Source organism: Pseudomonas sp. YY-1 (assembly GCF_002843095.1).
GTDB classification, from domain to species: Bacteria; Pseudomonadota; Gammaproteobacteria; order Pseudomonadales; family Pseudomonadaceae; genus Aquipseudomonas; species Aquipseudomonas sediminis_A.
The window spans coordinates 109,000-132,280 of the sequence record NZ_PJLX01000013.1 but is presented as its reverse complement, the minus strand read 5'-3'; the positions used below and the strand labels follow the sequence as shown (position 1 = coordinate 132,280).

At 62.0% G+C, this 23,281-nt stretch carries 25 protein-coding genes; 3 read left to right on the top strand and 22 right to left on the bottom strand.

Annotated features, from left to right (window positions below; all coding sequences use genetic code 11):
• Nucleotides 1-111 precede the first annotated feature (111 nt).
• Both CXP40_RS18220 and CXP40_RS18215 read right to left on the bottom strand, forming a co-directional pair.
• Nucleotides 112-1,080, bottom strand: a complete 969-nt coding sequence (locus tag CXP40_RS18220) for a GTP 3',8-cyclase MoaA (protein WP_106734904.1) — start codon at nt 1,078-1,080, stop codon at nt 112-114.
• Nucleotides 1,081-1,159: 79 nt separating this feature from the next.
• Entirely contained in the window at nt 1,160-1,783 is a 624-nt protein-coding gene (locus CXP40_RS18215) for a TetR/AcrR family transcriptional regulator (RefSeq protein ID WP_003461933.1), read from the bottom strand.
• A 75-nt stretch (nt 1,784-1,858) separates the two neighbouring features.
• On the opposite strand from CXP40_RS18215, the gene CXP40_RS18210 reads away from it, so the two are divergent.
• Complete coding sequence (locus tag CXP40_RS18210) at nt 1,859-2,992, top strand: aminotransferase class V-fold PLP-dependent enzyme (protein WP_106734903.1); 1,134 nt, start codon at nt 1,859-1,861, stop codon at nt 2,990-2,992.
• A gap of 358 nt (nt 2,993-3,350) precedes the next feature.
• On the opposite strand, the gene CXP40_RS18205 is transcribed toward CXP40_RS18210, so the two are convergent.
• The 13 genes from CXP40_RS18205 to CXP40_RS18140 all read right to left on the bottom strand — a co-directional run bounded on the left by CXP40_RS18205 (nt 3,351) and on the right by CXP40_RS18140 (nt 13,760).
• Nucleotides 3,351-4,133, bottom strand: coding sequence for a TatD family hydrolase (locus tag CXP40_RS18205; RefSeq protein ID WP_106734902.1), 783 nt, complete (start codon nt 4,131-4,133; stop codon nt 3,351-3,353).
• Between the two features lie 116 nt (nt 4,134-4,249).
• Nucleotides 4,250-4,606, bottom strand: a complete 357-nt coding sequence (locus CXP40_RS18200) for a PilZ domain-containing protein (RefSeq protein ID WP_003245164.1) — start codon at nt 4,604-4,606, stop codon at nt 4,250-4,252.
• A 126-nt stretch (nt 4,607-4,732) separates the two neighbouring features.
• Nucleotides 4,733-5,725, bottom strand: coding sequence for a DNA polymerase III subunit delta' (locus CXP40_RS18195; protein WP_106734901.1), 993 nt, complete (start codon nt 5,723-5,725; stop codon nt 4,733-4,735).
• Nucleotides 5,718-6,350 (bottom strand): dTMP kinase, encoded by a 633-nt coding sequence (gene tmk / locus CXP40_RS18190; RefSeq protein WP_106734900.1) that lies wholly within the window; start codon nt 6,348-6,350, stop codon nt 5,718-5,720. Before tmk ends, CXP40_RS18195 begins: the two co-directional genes overlap by 8 nt.
• 9 nt (nt 6,351-6,359) lie before the next feature.
• Nucleotides 6,360-7,415: an endolytic transglycosylase MltG gene (mltG, locus tag CXP40_RS18185; protein ID WP_106734899.1), complete on the bottom strand. Its 1,056-nt coding sequence runs from the start codon at nt 7,413-7,415 to the stop codon at nt 6,360-6,362.
• Nucleotides 7,416-7,418: 3 nt separating this feature from the next.
• Nucleotides 7,419-8,234 (bottom strand): aminodeoxychorismate lyase, encoded by an 816-nt coding sequence (gene pabC / locus CXP40_RS18180; protein WP_106734898.1) that lies wholly within the window; start codon nt 8,232-8,234, stop codon nt 7,419-7,421.
• Nucleotides 8,234-9,478: a beta-ketoacyl-ACP synthase II gene (fabF, locus tag CXP40_RS18175; RefSeq protein WP_106734897.1), complete on the bottom strand. Its 1,245-nt coding sequence runs from the start codon at nt 9,476-9,478 to the stop codon at nt 8,234-8,236. The genes pabC and fabF overlap by 1 nt, the downstream gene beginning before the upstream one ends.
• A 111-nt stretch (nt 9,479-9,589) precedes the next feature.
• Nucleotides 9,590-9,826, bottom strand: coding sequence for an acyl carrier protein (gene acpP, locus CXP40_RS18170; RefSeq protein ID WP_003245177.1), 237 nt, complete (start codon nt 9,824-9,826; stop codon nt 9,590-9,592).
• 228 nt (nt 9,827-10,054) lie between these two features.
• Nucleotides 10,055-10,798: a 3-oxoacyl-ACP reductase FabG gene (gene fabG, locus CXP40_RS18165; RefSeq protein WP_099526412.1), complete on the bottom strand. Its 744-nt coding sequence runs from the start codon at nt 10,796-10,798 to the stop codon at nt 10,055-10,057.
• A 15-nt stretch (nt 10,799-10,813) separates the two neighbouring features.
• Complete coding sequence (gene fabD, locus CXP40_RS18160; RefSeq protein WP_106734896.1) at nt 10,814-11,752, bottom strand: ACP S-malonyltransferase; 939 nt, start codon at nt 11,750-11,752, stop codon at nt 10,814-10,816.
• Nucleotides 11,753-12,022: 270 nt separating this feature from the next.
• Complete coding sequence (gene plsX / locus CXP40_RS18150; RefSeq protein WP_106734895.1) at nt 12,023-13,033, bottom strand: phosphate acyltransferase PlsX; 1,011 nt, start codon at nt 13,031-13,033, stop codon at nt 12,023-12,025.
• 3 nt (nt 13,034-13,036) lie between these two features.
• Nucleotides 13,037-13,219, bottom strand: coding sequence for a 50S ribosomal protein L32 (gene rpmF, locus CXP40_RS18145; RefSeq protein ID WP_003245185.1), 183 nt, complete (start codon nt 13,217-13,219; stop codon nt 13,037-13,039).
• 13 nt (nt 13,220-13,232) lie between these two features.
• Entirely contained in the window at nt 13,233-13,760 is a 528-nt protein-coding gene (locus CXP40_RS18140; RefSeq protein ID WP_106734894.1) for a YceD family protein, read from the bottom strand.
• 110 nt (nt 13,761-13,870) lie between these two features.
• On the opposite strand from CXP40_RS18140, the gene CXP40_RS18135 reads away from it, so the two are divergent.
• On the top strand, nt 13,871-14,452 hold the full coding sequence (locus CXP40_RS18135) for a nucleoside triphosphate pyrophosphatase (protein ID WP_106734893.1): 582 nt from the start codon (nt 13,871-13,873) through the stop codon (nt 14,450-14,452).
• Between the two features lie 44 nt (nt 14,453-14,496).
• On the opposite strand, the gene sppA is transcribed toward CXP40_RS18135, so the two are convergent.
• From sppA to rluC, 3 genes are read right to left on the bottom strand one after another with little or no spacing between them, the layout of a single operon-like run.
• The gene (gene sppA / locus CXP40_RS18130; RefSeq protein WP_106734892.1) at nt 14,497-15,474 is read right to left on the bottom strand and encodes a signal peptide peptidase SppA; all 978 of its coding nucleotides are present in this window, start codon (nt 15,472-15,474) and stop codon (nt 14,497-14,499) included.
• On the bottom strand, nt 15,464-16,159 hold the full coding sequence (locus CXP40_RS18125; RefSeq protein WP_106734891.1) for an HAD-IA family hydrolase: 696 nt from the start codon (nt 16,157-16,159) through the stop codon (nt 15,464-15,466). Before CXP40_RS18125 ends, sppA begins: the two co-directional genes overlap by 11 nt.
• Nucleotides 16,152-17,105, bottom strand: a complete 954-nt coding sequence (gene rluC / locus CXP40_RS18120; protein WP_106734890.1) for a 23S rRNA pseudouridine(955/2504/2580) synthase RluC — start codon at nt 17,103-17,105, stop codon at nt 16,152-16,154. The genes CXP40_RS18125 and rluC overlap by 8 nt, the downstream gene beginning before the upstream one ends.
• 578 nt (nt 17,106-17,683) lie before the next feature.
• Between rluC and rne the strand changes: the two genes are divergently transcribed.
• On the top strand, nt 17,684-20,734 hold the full coding sequence (gene rne, locus CXP40_RS18115) for a ribonuclease E (RefSeq protein WP_106734889.1): 3,051 nt from the start codon (nt 17,684-17,686) through the stop codon (nt 20,732-20,734).
• Nucleotides 20,735-20,847: 113 nt separating this feature from the next.
• Here rne and murB read toward each other — a convergent pair whose 3' ends face one another.
• From murB to CXP40_RS18095, 4 genes are read right to left on the bottom strand one after another with little or no spacing between them, the layout of a single operon-like run.
• Complete coding sequence (gene murB, locus CXP40_RS18110; protein WP_106734888.1) at nt 20,848-21,867, bottom strand: UDP-N-acetylmuramate dehydrogenase; 1,020 nt, start codon at nt 21,865-21,867, stop codon at nt 20,848-20,850.
• Nucleotides 21,864-22,328, bottom strand: coding sequence for a low molecular weight protein-tyrosine-phosphatase (locus CXP40_RS18105; protein WP_106734887.1), 465 nt, complete (start codon nt 22,326-22,328; stop codon nt 21,864-21,866). The genes murB and CXP40_RS18105 overlap by 4 nt, the downstream gene beginning before the upstream one ends.
• Nucleotides 22,328-23,092, bottom strand: a complete 765-nt coding sequence (gene kdsB, locus CXP40_RS18100) for a 3-deoxy-manno-octulosonate cytidylyltransferase (RefSeq protein WP_106734886.1) — start codon at nt 23,090-23,092, stop codon at nt 22,328-22,330. The genes CXP40_RS18105 and kdsB overlap by 1 nt, the downstream gene beginning before the upstream one ends.
• The gene (locus CXP40_RS18095) at nt 23,093-23,278 is read right to left on the bottom strand and encodes a Trm112 family protein (RefSeq protein WP_013714804.1); all 186 of its coding nucleotides are present in this window, start codon (nt 23,276-23,278) and stop codon (nt 23,093-23,095) included.
• Nucleotides 23,279-23,281 lie beyond the last annotated feature (3 nt).

The window sequence follows — 23,281 nt, the reverse complement described above, 5'->3', positions numbered from 1 at the left end:
CAGGTTGCGTTTAACTCACGTGGGACGGGGCTCGAGACTGGATCGTGGGCTAAAGCTCACCCTGCAGCACTGCCGGCGGTGCGCATGGCGCACCCTACCGTGATCAGCCCACTAGCCGCCGATGATCTTCATCACCGTCACACCACCGGAGAAGGCCAGATCCTGCTTGTCCCCCAGCGCCTTGACCAGCAATCGCTGCAACGCTGGCAAGGCCTGGTGACGCGGCTTGTCCAACAAGTCACCGACGAAGTGGCGGTTGCTCGACGACAGGCAGCCATGCAGCCAGCCGGTGGAGGACAGGCGCAGGCGCGAGCAGGTACGGCAGAACGGCACGCTTTCGTTGGCGATCACGCCGAAATGACCGGCGCCGGGAATGGCATAACGCATCGCCGTGGCATCCACCGGAGCGCTGGCCTGAACGTACTGGTGACGGCTGCCGATCAGCTCGAGCAGCTCGGGCAGACCAACGAATTGCTGGTTGAAGGCATTGGGGTCGCGCGCCAGATGGCCCATGCGCATCAGTTCGATGAAGCGCAGCTCGAAACCACGCTCCAGGCAGTACTCAAGCAGTGGCAGCACCTGGTCGAGGTTCTGCCCGCGCAACGGCACCATGTTGACCTTGATCTTCATCCCGGCTTCGCGCGCCACTTCCATGCCGGCCAGCACGGTAGCCAGGTCGCCGCCGCGGGCGATGCTGCGAAAAGCACCAGCGTCGAGGGTATCGAGGGAAACATTCAGGCGGCGGATACCGCACTCCACCAGCAGCGGCAGCTTGCGCTCGAGCAACTGGCCATTGGTGGTCAGGCTGATGTCGTCGAGACCGAGCTGGCTGACCTGGCGCAGGAAGGGTTCCAGGCGCGTGCTGACCAGGGGCTCACCACCGGTGATGCGCAGGCGTTCGATGCCGGCGGCTTCGATCAGGTAAGCGACGCCACGCGCCATTGCGTCAGCGGAGAGTTCGTCCTGAGCGGCGACCAGACGCTTGCCGTTCGGCACACAGTAGGTGCAGGCGTAGTTGCAGGCGGCGGTCAGGCTGACGCGAAGATTGCGAAAGCGTCTGCCCTGGCGGTCGACGATCATTGGGAACTCCAGTTCGTTAAGAGCCGGAGTATATCGCTATGTCGGCCGCGGCACAGTCCCGCGGCCGACATGCCAGGCGTCAGGCGTCGCGCTTGCGCTTGTTACCCATGCGCACGCCGATATCCATGAGGAACTGGAAGAAGCCTTCCTGATCCTCGAGCACATTGCTCCAGAACGGCGAGTGGTACAGCGCCACGGCGCCATGCACCAGGGCCCAGGCGGCGCAGTAGTGGAAGTATGGCGGCACGTCTTCCAGCTTGCCTTCGGCGATGCGGCCCTTGATCAGCTGGGTCAGACGCTCGAAGTTGGAAGCACGGATCTTGTGCAACTGCTCGACCATTTCCGGCACTTGATTGCCCTTGACCACCTTCTCTTCGAGGCGGTCGAACAGGCGATAGCGTTGCGGATCGCGCATGCGGAATTCGAAGTACGCACGCGACAGCGCTTCCTTGTCACGATCCACATCAGCCGAATGCAGCAGCTCGTTGAGATCGCGCTCGTAGTCGAGCATCAGGCGCAGGTAGATCTCCGCCTTGGACTTGAAGTGCTTGTAGATAGTGCCTTTGCCGATACCGACCGCATCAGCGATCATCTCGACGGTAACGCTGTCTTCTCCTTGTTCGAGGAAGAGTTTCAGCGCGGTATCGAGAATTTCTTGCTCGCGGCGACGGAATTCGCGGACCTTACGGGGTTCTTTCTGCATAAAGGGACTACGGGGTCAAAAATCGAAGCCGCTTATTATGCCCAAATGCGGCCAAATTGCACGGATCATCCGACCATGTACGTGTTTCATGATGAGTTCCCCCTGGAAAATGGACTGCGCTATCTGAATCATGCGGCGGTCGCTCCCTGGCCGAAACGCAGTGCTGAAGCGGTTCGACGGTTCTCGGAAGCGAACGTGAGCAGCGGTGCGCGTGACTATCCCGACTGGTTGAAACTTGAGCGTAGCCTACGCGAACGCCTTGTGCGCCTGATGAACGCACCAAGCACTGGTGATATTGCACTGGTCAAGAATACCTCCGAGGCACTCTCCTTCGTGGCCTTCGGCCTGGACTGGCGAGCCGGCGACCAGGTGATCATCAGCGACGAGGAATTCCCTTCCAACCGCATCGTCTGGCTGGCACTGGCGGCCCAGGGCGTCGAGGTAGTCGAAGTCAATCTCAAGGGTGATGATCCGGAAGCGGCCCTGCTCGCCGCCTTCACCCCGCGTACACGCCTGTTGTCGATCAGCGCCGTGCAGTTCGCCAGCGGCCTGCGTCTCGATCTGCCGCGCTTAGGCCGCGGCTGCCGCCAGCATGGCGTGCTGTTCTGCATTGATGCCATCCAGCAACTGGGCGCCCTGCCCTTCGACGTCCAAGCCTACGACTGCGACTTCGCCATGGCCGACGGCCACAAATGGATGCTCGGCCCGGAAGGCCTGGGGGTGTTCTATTGCCGCAGTGCGATACGCGATCAGCTGAAACTGCACGAGTATGGCTGGCACATGCTCGAACATGCCGGCGACTACACCCGCCAGGACTGGCAACCGGCCCGCAGCGCACGGCGCTTCGAATGCGGCAGCCCGAACATGCTCGGCGCCTTCGCCCTGGAGGCGAGCCTGTCGTTGCTCGAGGAAGTGGGCATGGAGCGGGTCGGCGCGCTGGTGGGAGAGCGGGTTCAGCGCCTGAACGATGGTATTCGCGAATTGCCTGGTGCAGTGATCCATAGCCCGCTCGACCCTGCGCGTCGTGCCGGTATTCTCAGTTTCAGCCTGGCGGGCTGGGACAATCCGGCGCTGTATCAGCGCTTGCGCGGGGAACAGGTGATCTGTGTACAACGAGGACCAGGCGTGCGCCTGTCGCCGCATTTCTACACCAGCGAGCAGGTTATCGAAGAGACCTTGGGCCTGCTAACCCAGCTGGCAAAAGGGTGAGGACTCAGCAGCGCCCGTGGTATTCCAAATCCGTTTAAAAAACTCAGGCTTTGGCCTGGACGCTCGCTGATCATGGCTAATACTGGAACTTACTGGTGTGCGGCATCTCCCCCCAAGTGCCCCGCCAGCCAAGGTACCGTGGACCGCGTACCTTGATTTACTCCTAATGGTCTTGACCCGGATTCATCCCCCAGAGTCCGGGTTTTTTTTGCTCAGCGGATCGCCGTTCCCGTAGGGTGGGTTAGCCGCCTGCCACGGTCGCTGACTGCTTCGCTGATCTGGGTGCGGCGTAACCCGCCATCGATTCAACGTCTTACACCGCTTGGTGCGCACGGCGCACCCTACGGTCCGTTGTGCGTCAGGCCACACCAGCCAGCGGGAACAGACGCTTGAAGTTGCTCGAGGTCTGCTCAGCCAGCGCCTCGTAGCTCACGCCTCGCAGCACCGCCAGGTACTCGGCCACTTCACGCACGTATTGCGGCAGGTTGGGCTTGCCGCGATGCGGCACGGGCGCGAGATAAGGCGAGTCGGTTTCCACCAGCAGGCGGTCGACCGGCACCTGGCGCGCCACTTCGCGCAACGCCTCGGCATTGCGGAAGGTGACGATACCGGACAGTGAGATATAGAAGCCGATATCCAGTGCAGCCTTGGCCATCTCCCAGTCTTCGGTGAAGCAGTGCAGCACACCGGCCTGCGGCAATGCCGCTTCGCGCAGCAGCGTAAGGGTATCGGCTCGAGCCTCGCGGGTATGCACGATCACCGGTTTGCCGGTAATGCGCGCGGCCTCCAGATGCAGACGGAAGGAGGCCTGCTGCAGCGCAGCAGACTCTGGCTCATAGTGGTAATCCAGGCCGGTTTCACCAATGGCGACCACCTTGGGATGCGCCAGCTCACCCAGCAGCCAGTCCAGTGCGGGTTCGGCGCCCGGTTCCAGATCCAGTGGATGCACGCCCACCGAGCAATCGACGTCGTCATAACGCTCGGCCAGGCCCTTGACCGTGGCGGCGTTGTCGGCGCTGACGCCGATGCACAGGAAGTGGCCCACACCAACGGCGCGCGCCGCATCCAGGGCAGCATCCAGCGAGCCGCCATGGGCAGCGAGGTCGAGACGATCAAGATGGCAATGGGAGTCGATCAGCACAGCGGGAAAACTCGGGCAAAGGGAAAGCCCGAATTGTAATCGAAAGCAGCACTTGGCTGGACGCTCTGAGGGCAGAGGCATCGACCGCGAGGGAAAGCTGGCTCGCGGCCGACGAATTACATGGTGTGCGTCGGGCGGTCGGACTTCAGCGCGCCAGCGAGGTAGGTTTCGATCTTGTTGCGCGCAGTGTTATCACCATCGTTGAACTGAACGCCGACACCGGCAGCACGGTTGCCCTGCGCGCCTTTCGGGGTGATCCACACCACCTTGCCGGCAACCGGAATCTTCTCCGGCTCATCCATCAGGTTGAGCAGCATGAACACTTCGTCACCGAGCTTGTAGCTCTTGTTGGTGGGAATGAAGAGGCCGCCATTCTTGATGAAGGGCATGTAGGCCGCGTACAGCACGGACTTGTCCTTGATGGTCAGGGACAGAATTCCGTTACGGGGACCCAGATTGGGTGGCAGGCTCATCAGCACATTCCTGGCGTTTATTGCTTAATGCCTGATTCTAGGGCCTGACCATACTCATGCGCAAACAACCAGGTGGCAGGCAGCCAGCAGAATGTGACGCCCTGCCGAATCCTGCTCCGACGCGACTCAGCCGCGATCCTGCGCCGGCAGTGCCGCCCATTGCACTAGCAACGCTTCGAGAAGCAGCACACGATTGAGGTTGGCTTTGCCCATCACTTTCTGCCTTTGCGCGAGCAACCATTCCTGAATCGCCAATACCTTGGCCTGCGCGCTCTTGTCCGCCAGGTATTGCACCACCTTGCGCATATCGGCCTGGCCGAGACCTTCCTCGTCCTTGGTCAGCTGGTAGCGCAGCATTAGCTGCGCCCAGTCGCAGAACCAATCGAACAGCAGATTCAGCGGCAGTGAGTTCCAGCTTTCGGCCAGTTGGCTCGGCGAGATCTGCTGCTTGAGCAGTTTTTTCACCCCCTCCACGGCCTGGGCACGCTGTTCGCGCACGCCCTGAGCCTGCAGGCGCACGGCGGCCAGCGGCGAACCCGCTGCGAGCGTCAGCAGGTCGGCGCGCTCATCGTCACCCAGATCGGGCAATGCCTGGGCCAGCCAAGCCAAGCTCATCGCCTCGCTCGGCAGCGGGCAGGCCTGCTGCACGCAGCGACTCTTGATGGTCGGCAACAAGCGGCTGGGCTGGTGACTGATAAGCAGCAGCACGGTATTGCCGGACGGCTCCTCCAAGCTTTTCAGTAGCGCGTTGGCGGCGTTGAGGTTCATCGCCTCGGCCGGCTCCAGAAGCACCACCTTGCGCCCACCCAGCTGCGCGGTCTGCACTACGAAATCGACCAGCTCACGCACCTGATCGACCTTGATCGGCTTGTCCGCCTCTTCCGGCTCCAGCACGTAGTTGTCCGGGTGAGTACCGGCGGCCAACAGATGACAGGATTTACAGTTGCCACAGGCATCCAGCCCGTTCGGGCTCTGGCACAACAGGCGCGCCATCAGACGCTCGGCCAATGCACGCTTGCCGATCCCGGCCGGGCCATGTAGCAGATAGGCGTGAGCATGTTGCGTACGCCCGGCCAGTTGCTGCCAGAGCGTTTGTTGCCAGGGATAGACCTCAGCCACGGCAGGCCTCCAGCAGGCTCGGCAGCAAGGCATCGATATCGGCTTGCACCTGCACCAGGGTCTGTCCGGCGTCCAGCACCCGATAGCGTTGCGGCGACTGCGCAGCGCGCTGCAGGTAGGCCTGGCGTACAGCCTCGAAGAAGCCACGGCCTTCCTGCTCGAAGCGATCCAGACGCCCGCGTGCCGCCGCGCGTGCCAGACCAACCTCTACCGGCAGATCGAAGATCAGCGTCAGATCTGGACGCAGCTCACCCTGGACGAACTGCTCCAGTTGCGCGATGCGCTCGATGGAAAGACCCCGGCCGCCGCCCTGGTAGGCGTAAGTAGCATCGGTGAAACGGTCGCACAGCACCACGCTGCCTTTGGCCAGAGCCGGACGAATGACCTGCTGCAGGTGCTGGGCGCGGGCGGCGAACACCAGCAGCAATTCGGTATCGGCCGCCATCGGCTCATCGCTGGGATCCAGCAGCAATTCGCGGATGCGCTCGGCCAGCGGTGTACCGCCGGGCTCACGGGTCAGCAGCACATCGATACCGCGCTCGCGCAGGCGCTCGGCCAGGTACTCGCGGTTAGTGCTTTTGCCGGCGCCTTCCGGGCCTTCCAGGGTAATAAACAGACCGGTCACGGATTGCCCTTATTCAGTTTCGGCCGCCGCGCGCGGCGCGGGGCTGGAGCGGTAGTCGGCGCGACGCTTGAGCTGATATTCGCGCACCGCGCGATTGTGCTCGGCCAAGGTGTTGGAGAACACGTGGCTACCGTCGCCTCGCGCGACGAAATACAGCGTGCTGCCATCGAGCGGGTTGAGCGCGGCGTTGATCGCCTCGCGGCCAACCATGGCGATGGGCGTCGGCGGCATGCCGTCGATGGTGTAAGTATTGTAGGGCGTCGGTGTACGCAGATCAGCACGAGTGATACGCCCGTTATAGCGCTCGCCCATGCCATAGATAACCGTTGGGTCGGTCTGCAGACGCATGCCCATGCGCAGACGCCGGACGAACACACCGGCGATCTCGCCGCGCTCCTCGGGCACGCCGGTTTCCTTCTCGATCATCGAGGCCATGATCAGCGCGTCATAGGGCTCGCGATAGGGCAAGCCCTCGGCACGCTTTTGCCACTCCTCGGCCAATACGCTTTCGAGGCGTGCGTTGGCCTGCTTGAGCAGGTCCTCGTCGCTCATGCCGCGCACGTAGCGATAGGTGTCAGGAAAGAAACGCCCCTCGGGGTTCTGCCCGGCCAGGCCCAGGCGCTCCATCAGTTGGACATCGCTGAGATCGGCCAGACGCTGCTCCAGGCGCTCCTGACGGCCCAGGGCGGCGCGCACCTGGCGGAAGTTCCAGCCCTCGACCAGAGTCAGGCTGTACTGCACCACCTCGCCACGCTGCCACAGGCCGAGCATGTCTCGCGCCGTCTGCTGCGGAAGCAGACGATATTCACCGCTGTGCATGGCCGGAGCACGCAGATTGAAGCGCCAGTACAGACGCAGCCAGAAGGCGTTGTCGATCACGCCATCCGCCTCCAAGCGATTGAGCAGGCCGCTCGGAGTGGCGCCGGACGGCACCTCCAGAAGCATTTCCTCAGTCAGATGCAGAGGCTGTTCCAGCGCTCTCTGCTGCTGCCAGGCGGCACCCACGACTAGCAGCGCAGCCAGTAGCACGCCGCACTCAAGCAGCACCAAGATCTTGCGTAGCACCAGTTATTTACTCAGTAGGTCGCAGACGATGGCCTGCAGTTTACGGGTGAGCGGCCCGACCGACCAGTGTCGCTCTTGCAGCGCCCGAACAGGCCAGATGCCGTAAAGGCTGTTGCAGAGAAAGACTTCATCGGCATCCAGCAGTTCGTCGAAGGAAACATCGCGTAACTCGACGGCCAGTCCGAGCAACTGCGCCTGCTGCAGGATCTCAGCACGCATCACGCCAGCCACGCCACAGCGCGACAGATCAGCCGTCACCAGCCCGCCGCCGACGACGAGGAACAGGTTGCTGTACACGCCCTCGATGACTCGGCCACTGCTATCGCGCATCAGGCCTTCGGCGCACTCGGCATCCTGCCATTCGGCGCGCGCCAACACCTGCTCCAGGCGATTGAGGTGCTTGAGCCCGGCCAGCAGTGGTTGCTCAGCCAGGCGCGTCTCGCAGGGAAAAAGACGCACGCCCTGCTCGGCATGCGCTACAGGGTACTGCGGCAACGCAGCAGATTGCAGGATGCGCAGCGGCTGACAGGGTTGCGGTGGCGCGTAGCCACGCTGGCCCTCGCCACGGGTGACGATGAGTTTGGCCACACCCTCGCCCAACTGCCCGGCGAACGCCAGCAGCTCGTGTTCCATGAGAAGCAGATCGAGAGGAATGGACAGGCGCCGACAGCCATCGGCCAGGCGCGCCATGTGCCGCGCCAGCAGCGGAATGTGCCCGCCGCGCACAGCGATGGTCTCGAACAGACCATCACCGTAAGCCAGGCCACGGTCGCGAACCGACGACTGCTCGCCGGGCGCGCCGTTGACCCAGCTCAGCATCAGCCGTTGAACCGACGGAACAGCAGCGAGCCGTTGGTGCCGCCAAAGCCGAAGGAGTTCGACAGAGCGATCTCGATCGGCCTGGCTTTGGCCTGATGCGCGACGAAGTCCAGATCGCAGCCTTCGTCCGGCTCATCCAGGTTGATGGTCGGCGGCGCAACCTGATCGCGCAGCGCCAGCACGCTGAAGATCGCTTCCACGGCGCCTGCAGCACCCAGCAGGTGACCGGTCATGGACTTGGTCGAGCTGACCGACAGCTTGTAGGCGTGCTCACCGAACACGCTTTTCACCGCAGCGACTTCGGCCTTGTCGCCCGCAGGCGTCGAGGTGCCGTGCGCGTTGATGTACTGCACCTGATCGGCATTGATACCCGCATCACGCAGGGCGGCAGCCATGCAGCGCGCTGCACCGGCGCCATCTTCGGGGGGCGAGGTCATGTGGAAGGCATCGCCGCTCATGCCGAAGCCAATCAGCTCGGCGTAGATGGTGGCGCCACGCGCCTTGGCGTGCTTCAGCTCTTCCAGCACCAGGGCGCCGGAACCATCGGACAGCACGAAGCCATCACGGCCCTTGTCCCACGGACGGCTGGCCTTGGTCGGCTCGTCGTTGCGCGTCGACAGCGCACGCGCGGCACCGAAGCCGCCCATGCCCAGGCCGCAAGCCGCCATCTCGGCACCGCCGGCAACCATCACGTCGGCTTCGCCGTAGGCAATGTTGCGCGCGGCCATACCGATACAATGCGTGCCGGTGGTGCACGCCGTGGCGATGGCGTAGTTCGGCCCCTGCAGACCCAGGTGGATCGACAGGAAGCCGGAAATCATGTTGATGATCGAGCCCGGCACGAAGAACGGCGAAATACGCCGCGGTCCCTGCTCGTGCAGCGATTTGCAGTTGTTCTCGATATTGGTCAGGCCACCGATGCCGGAGCCCATGGCCACGCCGATACGCTCACGGTTGGCGTCGGTGATATCCAATCCGGAATCACGCACGGCCTGGAAGCAGGCAGCGAGACCGTACTGGATGAACAGGTCGAGCTTGCGCGCCTCTTTGGCGGACAGGTATTCCTCGACGTTGAAGCCCTTGAGCGATCCGCCAAAACGGGTGGAGTAGGCGGACAGGTCCATATGCTCGATCAGACCGATGCCACTGCGCCCGGCCAAAATGCCCTGCCAGCTGCTCGGCACATCGTTACCCAGCGGCGACAGCATGCCCATACCGGTAACCACGACGCGTCTACGCGACACAGCAATCTCCTCTTGTTCTACTCAGGCGCCACATGCGCCTTGCACGTAAAGAAAAGCCGCACGCCTGATTAGGGCAGTGCGGCTTTTCTCGGTCAGAAAGCTGACGGTGACTTATTGCGCGTGGGCAGTCACGTAGTCGATAGCTTCCTGAACGGTGGTGATCTTCTCAGCTTGCTCGTCCGGGATCTCGGTCTCGAATTCTTCCTCGAGAGCCATCACCAGCTCAACGGTGTCAAGAGAGTCGGCACCCAGGTCTTCAACGAAGGAAGCGCTGTTGGTTACTTCCTCTTCCTTGACGCCAAGTTGCTCAGCAACGATTTTCTTGACGCGTTCTTCGATGGTGCTCATACCTTGTTTTCACTCCTATTGGACAAATCCAGGCAGCTGGTAGCGGCCAAGTGTATAGAAAGGGTTTTTAGCATTTCAAGCTGAATGCCGGGGAGCCCCCAGGAACACTTCAACGATCTGTCTATAAACCTGTTGCAGCTTTATAACGGATTTTAGACAGCCACTATGACAGTTTTCTGATGGCTCGCGTCACATTCGAGAGCCTCCGATCATTCGAAGGCGCCCTTTTTAGCTCATGTACATACCGCCGTTCACCGGAATAGTAGCGCCAGTGACGTAGCCTGCGCCATCGGAAGCCAGGAATCCGACAACTTTGGCAATCTCTTCAGCCTGGCCCAGACGACCCAGCGGAATCTGAGTCAGCAGCGCTTCACGCTGTGCTTCAGGCAGCTCACGGGTCATATCGGTGTCGATGAAACCCGGAGCGACCGAGTTGACCGTAATACCGCGAGAACCCACTTCACGCGCCAGAGCGCGGCTGAAACCTTCGAGACCGGCCTTGGCAGCCGCATAGTTGGCCTGCCCGGCATTGCCCATGGCACCGACCACGGAACCGATGTTGATGATGCGACCGAAGCGCGCCTTGGTCATGCCACGCAGCACGCCCTTGGACAGGCGATAGAGGCTGTTCAGGTTGGTATCGATGACGTCGAACCACTCGTCGTCTTTCATGCGCAGCATGAGGTTGTCGCGCGTGATGCCAGCGTTGTTGACCAGAATCGCCGGAGCACCGAACTGCTCGACAATAGCGCCCAGCACAGCCTCGACGGACTCGGCGCTGGTCACATTCAGTTCCATGCCAGTCCCACTGACACCATGCTCTTTCAGCGTGGCAGCAATGCGCTCGGCACCGGATGCCGAAGTAGCAGTACCGATAACGGTAGCCCCCTGACGCCCCAATTCCAGTGCGATTGCCTGACCGATGCCACGGCTGGCGCCAGTGACCAGCGCGACCTTACCTTGCAGACTCATGTTCGTTCTCCTTTCTCAAGCCAACGCAGCGCGAGCAGCGGCGAAAGCATCGGGGGTATCCAGATTGTAAGTGTTGATGCCTTTGACGCAGCGCTTGTTCAGGCCGCCCAGCACCTTGCCCGGGCCGCACTCGACCAGCTCGGTAACGCCCTGCTCGGACAGGCGCACCATGGACTCGACCCAGCGTACCGGGCTGCAAAGCTGCGCCAGCAGGTCGGCTTTCAGCGTGGCCAGATCGGACACCACGGCTGCACTGACGTTCTGTACCAGCGGGATCTGCGGCGCCTGCCAGCTCAGCGCTTCCACCGACTCGGCGAAACGCTCGGCGGCCGGCTTCATCAGCGCGCAATGCGACGGCACGCTGACCGGCAGCGCCATAGCGCGCTTGGCGCCACGGGCCTTGCACGCCTCGATGGCGCGCTCGACGGCAGCAGCGCTACCGGCGATCACCACCTGGCCAGGTGCGTTGAAGTTCACTGCACTGACCACATCACCCTGCGCAGCTTCGGCGCAGGCAGCGAGTACGTCGGCATCTTCCAGACCGAGGATGGCGGCCATACCGCCTTGCCCGGCTGGAACGGCCTGCTGCATCAATTGACCACGGCGCTCCACCAGCTTCACGGCATCGGCAAAGGCGATGCTTCCAGCGGCGACCAGCGCGGAATATTCACCCAGGCTGTGACCGGCGACGAACGCCGGCTTGGCGCCGTTTTCGGCCTGCCACAGGCGCCACAGGGCGACGGAGGCAGTGAGAATGGCCGGCTGAGTCTTGTCGGTCTGGTTCAGTTGCTCTTCCGGGCCTTGCTGGGTCAGCGCCCAGAGGTCGTAGCCGAGCGCTTCAGAGGCTTCACCGAAGGTATCGAGCACCAGCTTCTGCTGAGCACCGTGGCCGGCAAGCATGGCCAGGGCTTGCGAGCCTTGACCGGGGAAGACGAATGCGAGGGATGCAGACATGAATAAGTCCCTTGAGTCGAAAAACCAACGCCAGGCGAGCCTGGCGCAGCAAACTGACAGTTGGATGACAGGCTACGCGCAGCGGTCACATTAGACCGCAGCCTATGCCCTGAAGGGCGCCTCTAAAAACGTAGGCGAGGCAGCCAGCGCAAGGCAAAAATAGGCGAAAAAGCGCAGTTTACGCGCTGTAAATGAGCATTTTGAGCCTGTTTTTAACGCCGCGATGGCAACGCAGGTAGTTTTTAGAGGCGCCCTGAAAACGTGACGAGTCTACAGTAACAAGTCTTCGAGGCGACCATGCAGTCGCTGCGGCAAGTTTTCCTGCACCTCGCGCAACGCACAACGAATGGCGCTCTGGAAACTCTCCTGCCCCGCCGCACCATGGCTCTTGACCACGATGCCCTGCAGCCCGAGAAAACTCGCACCATTGTGCTTGGCGGGCGCCAGGTCGGCCTTGAGGCGACGCAGCAGCGGCATCGCAAGAGCACCGATGGCCTGCGCGAACAACCCCTCACTGAACAGCGTCTCGACCCGCCCGGTGATCATCTTGGCCAGGCCTTCGCTGGACTTGAGCAGGATATTGCCAACGAAGCCGTCGCACACCACGACATCGGCCTCACCGCGGTACATGCCGTCGCCCTCGATGTAGCCAATGAAGTTCAACCCTGGCGCCTGCTGCAGCATATTGGCCGCCAGCTTGACCTGCTGATTGCCCTTGATGTCTTCAGTACCGACATTGAGCAAGGCGATCCGCGGCCGAGGGACGCCCAGCGTCTCGGCAGCCACGGCGCCCATGATGGCGAACTGATAGAGGTGCTCGGCACTGCAATCGACGTTGGCGCCCAGATCCAGCAGGTAGCAATGACCGCGCTCGGTAGGAATCGGGCTGACCATGGCCGGCCGGTCGATGCCCGGTAGCGTCTTCAGCACATAACGCGACAGCGCCATCAGCGCACCGGTGTTGCCCGCGCTGACGCAGGCATGCGCCTGACGCTGACGCACCAATTCCAGCGCCACGCGCATCGAGGCATCCGGCTTGCCGCGCAGGGCCTGAGCTGGACGCTCGCCCATGGCAATCACTTCACTGGCGTGATGAACCTGCAGGCGCGAGCGATCGACGCCAGACTGGCGAGCGAGCTGTTCTTCGATGAGGGGAGCTTGACCGACAAGGGCCAGGTGCAGCGAGGGGAATTCGGCCAGCGCAGAAATGCAGGCCGGAACAATGCAGTGGGGACCGAAGTCCCCACCCATTGCATCAATCGCGATGATCGAGGCGGACAAGGATTACTCGTCAGCGCCCTTGTCGATCACTTTGCGACCGCGATACACGCCTTCCGGAGAAACGTGGTGGCGCAGGTGAACTTCACCGGTGCTCTTCTCTACGGACAGGGTGCTGGCCTCGAGGGCGTCGTGCGAACGACGCATGTCGCGGGCGGAACGGGATTTTTTGTTCTGCTGAACAGCCATAACTCATTAACTCCTAAACGTTTGGGTCACGCTTTAACTGCGCCAATACACTGAACGGGTTGGACCGCGATACCTCGTCCTCGCCCGGCTCGGGCTCATCGAGACCGTCCGGCTGCTGGCAATCACCTGGGGCATGAGCAGGAACGATCGGCAGGGCGAGAAGCAATTCTTCCTCGACCAAACCGAGCAGCTCCAGCGGCTCTTCGCCCACTTCCAGTATGTCGTAGCCCTTGGGCAAGGACTGAGTGTTCGCTCCAACCCGAACCACGGCGTATTCACATTCGCTGCGGATGGGTAGCGCGACCAGCTCCAGACAACGCTGGCAGACCATTTTGACCTCAACCTCGAGCTCACTGCGGATAACCACAGTTTTCTGCTCGTCACGGGCGAAATGAAATTTCGCCTGCACCGTACCAGCCGTATCGGCAAGCGGGTCGCAGAGACGCGGCAGGCTGGCCAGTTCGAGCTGCCCTTCAAGGGTAGCTTCGCGGTCGGCGAGCTTGCGCGGATCAACGTGAGGTGGAATCGGCCCATTCAACATAGGCGCAGCATTCTAGGGATGCACCCTGTCCATGTCAAAGGAAATTCGGCCTGTTTTCGAGGCGCGACGGTCAGTAGAATTTCCCACCCACGCGTATAAAGGAAGAGAACATGCCCGCACTGCTGCTCGCCTCCAGCTCCCCCTATCGCCGCGAGCTGCTCGAACGCCTGCAACTACCCTTTACCTGGCAGTCACCCAGCATCGATGAAAGCCGCCGCGAGGGCGAAGCCGCCATCGACCTGGTCAAACGCCTAGCTGAAGAAAAGGCCCGCACCCTCGCAGCCAACCACCCGTACCACCTGATCATTGGCTCGGACCAGGTCGCCGCGCTCAGTGATGGACAGATACTCGGCAAACCCCACGATCTGCCGAGAGCCCAGCAACAGTTGCGCGCCGCCAGCGGCAGCAGCGTCACCTTTCTGACCGGACTGGCACTGCTCAATTCGAGCACCGGCAAATGCCAGGTCGAATGCGTACCCTTCACCGTGCATTTTCGCCCACTGAGCGACGAGCAGATCCTGCGCTACCTGCAACGCGAGCAACCATTCGATTGCGCCGGCAGCTTCAAGTCCGAAGGCCTGGGCATCAGCCTGTTTCGCAGCACCGAGGGCGAAGACGCCACTAGCCTGGTCGGCCTGCCACTGATTCGCCTGGTGGACATGCTACTCAACGAAGGCGTCGAGATTCCTTGATTCATCAATAAAGAAGGCCCGCTAAGCGGGCCTTCTTTTATATGTCAGCGCAGCGTCGGCCCCTGAAAGCCCATCCACAGCGCAATGCGATCCGCGACACTGGTACCCAGGCGCTTGGCGAAGCGATCGAACGGCGTATCACGCTGAGTGAAGTCGACCATCTCTTTCTGGCCAATCACCTCACGCGCCACATAGCTGGCACTACCCAGCGCATCGACCAAGCCCAGCTGCAGCGCCTGCTCGCCGGACCAGACCAACCCCGAGAACAATTCGGGATGCTCGTCAGCCTTGAGGCGATCACCACGCCCCTGCTTCACGCTGTCGATGAACTGACGATGAGTGGTGTCCAGCACGGTTTTCCAGAAGCGAGTTTCCTCTTCCTTCTGCGGCTGGAACGGATCGAGAAACGCCTTGTGCTCACCCGAGGTGTAAACGCGACGCTCGACACCAAGCTTTTCCATGGTTTCAACAAAGCCGAAACTGGCCGCTGTAACACCGATGGAGCCGACCAGACTGGCCTTGTCGGCATAGATCTCATCTGCGGCGCTGGCGATGTAATAGGCGCCAGATGCACCCAGATCACTGATCACGGCGTAGACCCTGGTCTGCGGATACTCGCCACGCAAGCGACGAATCTCGTCATAGATGTAGCCGGACTGCACCGGACTACCGCCCGGGCTGTTGATACACAGGATCACGCCCTTGGTATTGGTGTCCTCGAAGGCGGCGCGCAGACTCCCCACCACCTTATCGGCACTCGCCTCTTCACGATCAGCGATCATGCCGCGAATTTCGATAAGCGCCGTATGCGCCTCAGTGGTCGAGGCCTTTTTCAAATCAAGCACCGGCAACACCAGCGCCAGCGCACCGAACAGGTAAATAAAGGTCAGCAGCTTGAAAAAAATACCCCAGCGACGCGAACGACGCTGCTCCTGAACACTGGACAGCAGTGCCTTTTCCAGCAACTTCCAGCTCTTGGCATCCTCGCCTGACGAAGACGATGACTTCCACTCATCCGACATATTCACTCACCTCTGCTGAACGCTGCGCACGACCGACTTCCAGCCACGCACGCAGCTCATTGAATTCGTTGATAGCCAAACGCGGCGAGCACTCGCGCAACACCGACAGCGGCTGCGCACCGAAACCCACCGCCACGGCATCCATCCCGGCATTGCGCGCCATCAGCAGGTCAAAGGTCGAATCCCCGACCATCAGCGCCTGCTCGGGTTGCACCCGGCAATGCGCGAGAATCTCGTGCAGCATCAGCGGATCCGGCTTGCTTGCCGTCTCGTCAGCGCAACGGGTGATATCGAAGTAATCCAGCCAACCCTTGTCAGCCAGCACCCTATGCAACCCCCTGCGCCCCTTGCCGGTCGCCACAGCCAATTGATACCCCTGCTCACGAAAGACTTCGAGCGACTCGCGCACACCCTCGAACAAGGGGGACGGCTCGGTCTCCAGCGCCAGATACTGCTCACTATAGGCGCGCCGGATGGTTTCGATTCGCAGCGGCTCATCGAGTTCCGGGTAAAGCGTGCGAATCGCCACCCCTAACTCCAGACCAATGATCCCGCGCACTGCGATATCGGTGCAGCGCGGCACGCCCGCTACATCGGCCGCTCGATGCATGGCCTCGACGATACGGCCGATGGAATCCACCAGCGTGCCATCCCAATCGAAGATCAGCAGCTGATAATCAGACACTCAGGCGCTCCAGGGTCTTGGCCCACATCTCGTCCACCGGCGCCTCGAGCTTCAGCACGCCACCGTCAGGCAGCGGCACGTGCAACTCATAGGCATGCAGGAACAGGCGCTGGCCGCCCAGCTCGCGAATCTCACGGGAGAAGTCGTCATCGCCGTATTTGCTGTCGCCGGCAATACCATGGCCTGCATATTGGGCATGCACACGAATCTGGTGGGTACGGCCCGTGATCGGCCTGGCTTCGACCAGCGTGGCGAACTCGCCGAAACGGCGCAGCACACGAAATACCGTGAGCGCCTCCTTGCCCTCGGGATTCACCTCGACCATACGCTCGCCGGAGCGCAGGTTGCTTTTCAGTAGCGGCGCGGCGATCTGCTTCTTGGCAGTCGCCCAATGGCCGCGCACCAACGCCATATAGCGCTTGTCCACGCCATCGCCGCGCAGCGCTTCGTGCAGATGGCGCAGCATGCTGCGCTTCTTGGCAATCATCAGCAGGCCGGACGTATCGCGATCGAGGCGGTGCACCAGTTCCAGATCTTTGGCATCGGGACGCAACTGGCGAAACGCCTCGATCACTCCGTAATTCAAACCGCTGCCACCATGCACGGCGATACCGGCCGGCTTGTTCAGCACGATCAGCGCCTTGTCCTCATAAACGATGGCGGCTTCGAGGCGCTGCAGCAGCCCCTGCGCCAGCGGCTCGGGCTCATCGCGCTCGGCCAGACGCAGCGGCGGCACACGCACGACATCGCCAGCCTGGAGTTTGTATTCGGGCTTGATCCGACCCTTGTTAACCCGCACCTCACCCTTGCGCAAGATGCGGTAAATAAGGGTCTTGGGCACGCCCTTGAGCTGTGTCCTGAGGAAGTTGTCGATGCGTTGGCCGGCGAGTTCCGGTGCAACCTCGATCAGCTGAACGCCGGAGGTTGGAGAGGCAGGAGTAGTCATCGCGCAATCATAACAATTTTTTATGGAATTGAAGCACTTAATCATTGCTGCTATAGTCGCGAACGCCGCCAAAAGCGGCCTGGCTTGTGGATGAATGCCAAACTTGCCATCCCCTGCCCGCGCAAACGTATTTGGACGTGAGGCCGTCCGACGGATTCTTCAGGTTAGAAAGGCCGCAAAAGGCCACGAAGACTTCGGAAATAAAGCCTTGAGTATGATGCGCGATTCGCCCGCCGGGCGGTCGCGGTAACTGACAACCGCTGCGGAATCCGCGCGCGGCACCCGATTTTCAGCGATACGTGTAGGGTGGAGATGTACAACTGTCGGACTGCGTAGCACATCGCTTGATCAAAGACGCCTCATCTCGTCCGCTACCGCCAGTTGATTCCTCTTCCTGACTGAGTGCTTTCTGTCACCACAGCAAGCAGGAGACGTCCGTCGCGACCGCCGCCTGATAATGGCTGACCGTCGCTAGACAGTGGAACGATTTACGACCGTTTCTGACGCGCCTGACACCGACCCTGAGAGTCGTGTGTGCCTAACGTGGCTTCCGCTAGCCCGGAACCCATTGGTACCACATGAAAAGAATGCTAATTAACGCAACTCAGCCCGAAGAGTTGCGTGTTGCCCTGGTAGATGGCCAAAAACTCTACGATCTGGACATCGAGTCCGGCGCCCGCGAACAGAAGAAGGCCAACATCTACAAAGGCCGTATCACCCGCGTTGAACCCAGCCTTGAAGCCGCTTTCGTCGATTTCGGTTCCGAACGCCACGGTTTCCTCCCCCTCAAAGAAATCTCCCGCGAATACTTCTCCAAGTCTCCTGAAGGCGGCCGCGTCAACATCAAGGACGTGCTCAAGGAAGGCCAGGAAGTCATCGTCCAGGTCGAGAAAGAAGAGCGCGGCAACAAGGGAGCAGCTCTGACCACCTTCATCAGCCTGGCCGGTCGTTACCTGGTGCTGATGCCGAACAACCCACGCGCTGGTGGTATCTCCCGCCGCATCGAAGGCGAGGAGCGCAACGAACTGCGCGAAGCACTGAATGGCCTCAATGCACCAGCCGACATGGGCCTGATCGTGCGTACTGCCGGCCTGGGTCGTTCCAGCGAAGAAATGCAGTGGGACCTCGACTACCTGCTGCAACTGTGGAGCGCCATCAAGGAAGCCTCCACCAGCCGCCCTGCCCCGTTCCTGATCTATCAGGAATCCAATGTCATCATCCGCGCCATCCGCGACTACCTGCGCCAGGACATCGGCGAAGTGCTGGTCGACAGCGTCGAAGCCCAGGAAGAAGCCCTGTCCTTCATCCAGCAGGTGATGCCGCAGTACGCCAGCAAGATCAAGCTGTATGAAGACAGCGTGCCGCTGTTCAACCGCTTCCAGATCGAAAGCCAGATCGAAACCGCCTTCCAGCGTGAAGTGAAGCTGCCGTCCGGCGGTTCCATCGTCATCGACCCGACCGAAGCCCTGGTGTCCATCGACATCAACTCGGCGCGCGCCACCAAAGGCAGCGACATCGAGGAAACCGCCCTGCAGACCAACCTGGAAGCGGCCGAAGAAATCGCCCGCCAACTGCGTCTGCGTGATATCGGCGGCCTGATCGTCATCGACTTCATCGACATGACCCCAGCCAAGAACCAGCGCGCCGTCGAAGAAAAGGTGCGTGAAGCCCTGGAAGCCGACCGCGCCCGCGTTCAGGTCGGCCGCATCTCGCGCTTCGGCCTGCTGGAAATGTCCCGTCAGCGTCTGCGTCCGTCCCTGGGTGAGACCAGCGGCATCGTCTGCCCGCGTTGCAATGGCCAAGGCATCATCCGTGACGTCGAATCCCTGTCGCTGGCCATCCTGCGCCTGATCGAAGAAGAAGCACTAAAGGATCGCACCGCCGAAGTCCGCGCCCAGGTACCGATCCCTGTCGCCGCCTTCCTGCTCAACGAGAAGCGCAACTCGATCACCAAGATCGAACTGCGCACTCGTGCGCGCATCGTGATCCTGCCGAACGACCACCTGGAAACGCCGCATTTCGAAGTGCAGCGCCTGCGTGACGACAGCCCGGAAGCGCTGAGCGGCCAGACCAGCTACGAAATCGCCGCTACTGCAGAAACCGAAGAAGCAGCCGCCCACCCGGCCGCTGCCACGCGCACCCTGGTTCGCCAGGAGGCCGCAATCAAAGCCGCGCCACGCAGCAGTGCCCCGGCCGCAGCCGAGCCGCAAGCGCCGCTGACGCCGACCAAAGCACCTGAGCCGAGCCTGTTCAAAGGCCTGGTGAAGTCGCTGGTCAGCCTGTTCGCCGGCCAGGAAGAAGAAGCCAAGCCAGCTGTCGTCGAGAAGAAGAACAGCGAGCGTCCACCGCGCGAAGAGCGCCGCAATGGTCGTCAGCAGAGCCGCAATCGCGGTGGTCGTCGCGACGAAGAGCGCAAGCCGCGCGAAGAACGTGCTCCGCGTGAAGAGCGCCAGGCACGCGAGCCGCGCGAAGAGCGTCAGCCTCGTGAAGAGCGTGCTCCACGTGAAGAACGCGCCCCACGCGAGCCGCGTGAAGGCCAGGAAAACCGCCGCGAGCGCAAACCGCGCGAAGAGCGCGCTCCGCGTGAAGAGCGCGTACGTGAACTGCGCGAGCCACTGGACGCCGCCGGCAATGAACAACGTGAAGAACGCGCCGAGCGCCAACCACGTGGCGAGCGCCAGGAACGTCAGCGTCCGCCGCGCGAAGAGCGTCAACCACGTGCCGAGCAGGCCGAGGCTCTGCAGGACGAAGCGCTGCCGAACGAAGAGCAACTGCAGGATGACGAGCAGGACAACAACGACGGCGAACGTCCGCGTCGCCGCTCTCGTGGTCAGCGTCGCCGCAGCAACCGTCGCGAGCGTCAGCGTGATGCCGACGGCAACCTGATCGAAAGCGCCAAGAACAGCGAAGCCGCAGGTAACGAAGCCCAAGCCGCCGCTCCAGCTGCCGTAGCCACTGCCGCCGCCGTGGTTGCAGAAAGCGTCGATAGCAGCGAAGCCGTTGCCAGCGAAGCTCCGGTCAACCCAGCACCGGCCGTCGAAGCACCGACTGCTCAGGTTGAAGAAGCCCCTGCTGCTCAACCGGTCGAGGCGCAAGCCGAAGCTACCGTGACTGAAGTGGTCGAAGCTCCGGTCGCGGAGAAAGCAACTGAAGCAGAGCCGGCCGTAGTCGAAGCCCCTGTCGTCGTGGAAGCTCCTGCTGCCGAGCCGGCCGTTCAAGCTGAGCCGGTTGCCGAAGTCGTCCAGGAGCCTGCTCCGGTAGCGGTCGAACAAGCGCCTGCTGCCGCCGCGGTTCCGGCCAATGCCACTGGCCGCGCGCCGAACGACCCGCGTGAAGTGCGTCGTCGTCAGCGTGAAGCTGAGCGCCTGGCGCGCGAAGCTGCACAGTCTGCCGCTGCTGCCCCGGCTGTAGAAGCAGCCCCAGCAGTCGAAGTTGCTCCGGTCACTGAAGCAAGCGCCCCGGTAGAAGCCGAAGCCACTGCAGTCGAAACAGCTCCAGCGGTCGAGCCTGTCGCCGAAGCCGAAACCACTCCTGTCGTCAGCGAGCAAAACGCGAGCGAAGCGGTAGAGCAAGCGCAGCCGGAAGAACAGACGCCAGCCGACGAGGAAGAGGTCAAGCCCCAGGCTTGATCCTCCCGCGGTCACTAAAAAGGGGATGCCTAGGCATCCCCTTTTTCATTTCCGTGTCTGGCGCTGCAGAAGCGTAGCCTGGATGCAATCCGGGAGTGGCAAGCAGGAACAGATCAGAGCACGTTAGGCTCGATCTCCAACTCAACACCGAAGCGCTCGAATACATCAGCCTGGATACGCTGCGCCAACTGCAGCAATTGCGCACCCGTGGCGTTGCCGTAGTTGACCAGCACCAGCGCCTGCAAACGATGCACGCCGGCATCACCCTCACGCGCGCCCTTCCACCCTGCCCGCTCGATCAACCAGCCAGCCGCCAGTTTGGCCAGGCCAGCACCAGCCGGATAGCTGACTAAGTCAGCATGTTCGGCGCGAATGCGTTCGGCCAGTTCGAATGGCACCACCGGATTCTTGAAGAAACTGCCGGCGTTACCCAGCTCGGCGGGATCTGGCAGCTTTTCGCTGCGAATGGCGCAGATTGCCCGGCTGACATCGCTGGCGGTCGGCGCTTCCACGCCCATCTCTACCAGGCGCTGACGTACCGGACCGTAATCCAGACGCAGCGAAGCCAGACGACTCAAACGAAAGCGCACGCGCAGAATCAGCCAACGCCCGACTTCGCGCTTGAACAGGCTGTCGCGATAGGCGAAAGCGCATTCTTCGAGAGAAAAGTCGCGTAGTTCTCCGGTCTGTCGATCCAGCGCGGTCAGGCCTTCGAACAGATCCTTGATCTCCACGCCGTAGGCACCGATGTTCTGCATCGGCGCGGCGCCGACGGTACCGGGAATCAGGCTGAGGTTTTCCAGGCCATTGAGACCTTGCGCCAGGCTCCATTGCACGAAGGGATGCCAGGGCTCGCCAGCTTCGGCCTCCACCAGCACCTGCTCGCCGTCATCCGCCAGAATGCGAATACCACGGCTGGCCATGCGCAGCACCAGTGCCTCGACATCACGCGTGAGCAGCAGGTTGCTGCCGCCACCGATCACCAGCAGCGGCAAGCCGTGCTGTTGCGCCAGGCCTAACGCCTCGCGCACTTCGTCATCGTGACGGGCTTCGGCGAATAGCCGGGCACGCACGTCAACGCCAAAGCTGTTGAAGGCCTTGAGCGACACGTCGCTCTGCAGATTCAGGCTCACAGGCGCCCCTTGATCTCGATTAACAGCGCATCGCTGGCCTGTTCGATCAGGTCCAGGACCTGCTCGAAGCCATCTTCGCCGCCGTAATAAGGGTCCGGCACCTCATCCAATGCCAGCTGATAACGGCGCAGATAGAGATCGAGGTCAGCACCGGCATTGGCAGGACGCAGCGCCTTGAGGTTGCGCAAATTGCTCTGATCCATGGCCAGGATCAGGTCAAAGCGCTGAAAATCGGCGGCCTCGACCTGGCGCGCACGCTGTGCAGACAAATCATAGCCACGGCGCAGCGCGGCTTGGCGCGTACGACTGTCAGGCGCCTTGCCTACATGCCAGTCGCCAGTGCCAGCGGAATCCACCTGCACCCGATCTTCCAGGCCAGCTGCGCGCAGCTTGTGGCGAAACACGCCTTCTGCCGTCGGTGAACGGCAGATGTTGCCCAGGCAGACGAACAGAACCTTCATCAGGCCCCCAGCAGGTGGCGTACCCGCTCCAGGTCTTCGGCGGTATCCACGCCAGCAGCCGGCGCTTCGAGCGCATCGGCGACGTGGATGCGCACGCCGTTGTACAACGCGCGCAGCTGTTCCAGGCACTCGGTGTCTTCCAGCCAGCATGGGCCCCAGGCGACGAAGTCATGCAGGAGGCCGGCGCGGTAGGCGTAGATACCGATATGACGGCGGTATGGCACACCTTGCGGCAGCGCATCACGGCTCTTGGCAAAGGCGTCACGTGCCCAGGCCAGCGGCGCACGGCTGAAGGTCAGAGCCAGGCCGGTCTTGTCGGCGACCACCTTGACCACATTCGGATTGAACAGCGCGGTGACGTCCTCGATGGGCTCGGCCAAGGTGGCGATACCAGCCTGCGGATTGGCCGCCAGGTTGGCCGCCACCTGATCGATGATCACAGGCGGGACCAGCGGTTCGTCGCCCTGTACGTTGACCACGATGGCATCGGCCGGCAAACCGAGCTGGGTGGCGACTTCAGCCAGGCGATCAGTGCCGGAGTTGTGATCCTCGCGAGTCAGCAGCACCTCGGCGCCAAAGGCCTGGCAGGCTTCGACGATACGCGCATCGTCGGTGGCGATGACCACGCGCTGGGCCGAACTCTTCTTCGCCTGCTCCCAGACGTGCTGCACCATTGGCTTGCCGGCGATGTCCTGCAGCGGCTTGCCGGGCAGACGGGTGGAGGCGTAACGGGCGGGGATGACGACGGTGAAGGCTGCGCTCATTTACTTGTCCAGACGCTCATCGGTATTCAGGGTACGGGCTTCGCTTTCCAGCATCACCGGAATGCCATCGCGAATCGGGTAGGCCACGCCGGCGCCCTTGCTGATCAGTTCGGTCTTGTCTTCGGAAAGCTGCAGCGGGCCTTTGCAGATCGGGCAAGCGAGAATATCGAGCAGTTTGAGGTCCATGGC